Origin of the sequence: Pseudomonas sp. SIMBA_067, from assembly GCF_046534675.1 — a bacterium.
GTDB classification, from domain to species: Bacteria; Pseudomonadota; Gammaproteobacteria; order Pseudomonadales; family Pseudomonadaceae; genus Aquipseudomonas; species Aquipseudomonas putida.
In genome coordinates, this window is the sequence record NZ_JAWRYH010001032.1 from 1 (window position 1) to 248 (window position 248).

Sequence of the window (248 nt, forward strand, 5' to 3'; positions counted from 1 at the left end):
GTTTAGGGTAAGCCGATGTATGACAGAAAGACTGCATGGTTAAATCTGCAGAGAAGCCTAAACAGGCTAAGTCTTTAAGCTCATCACGTGTCATAGGACCGGTGGTATCTTGCGAGCCAACCGTGGTCATTTTTGGTTCACAGTATTGGCCTGGGCGAATACCGGCAACATTACATGCTTTACCCACCATTTTTTGCGCAAGCGTAAAGCCTTTATCTGATACTTCAGTAACTACTGGTACTTTAAAT

The 248-nt window shown here is 44.0% G+C and carries 1 pseudogene; it reads right to left on the reverse strand.

The features are described 5' to 3' along the window. A pseudogene (locus SB765_RS32345) lies at positions 1-248 on the reverse strand (aconitate hydratase B); the annotation flags it as partial.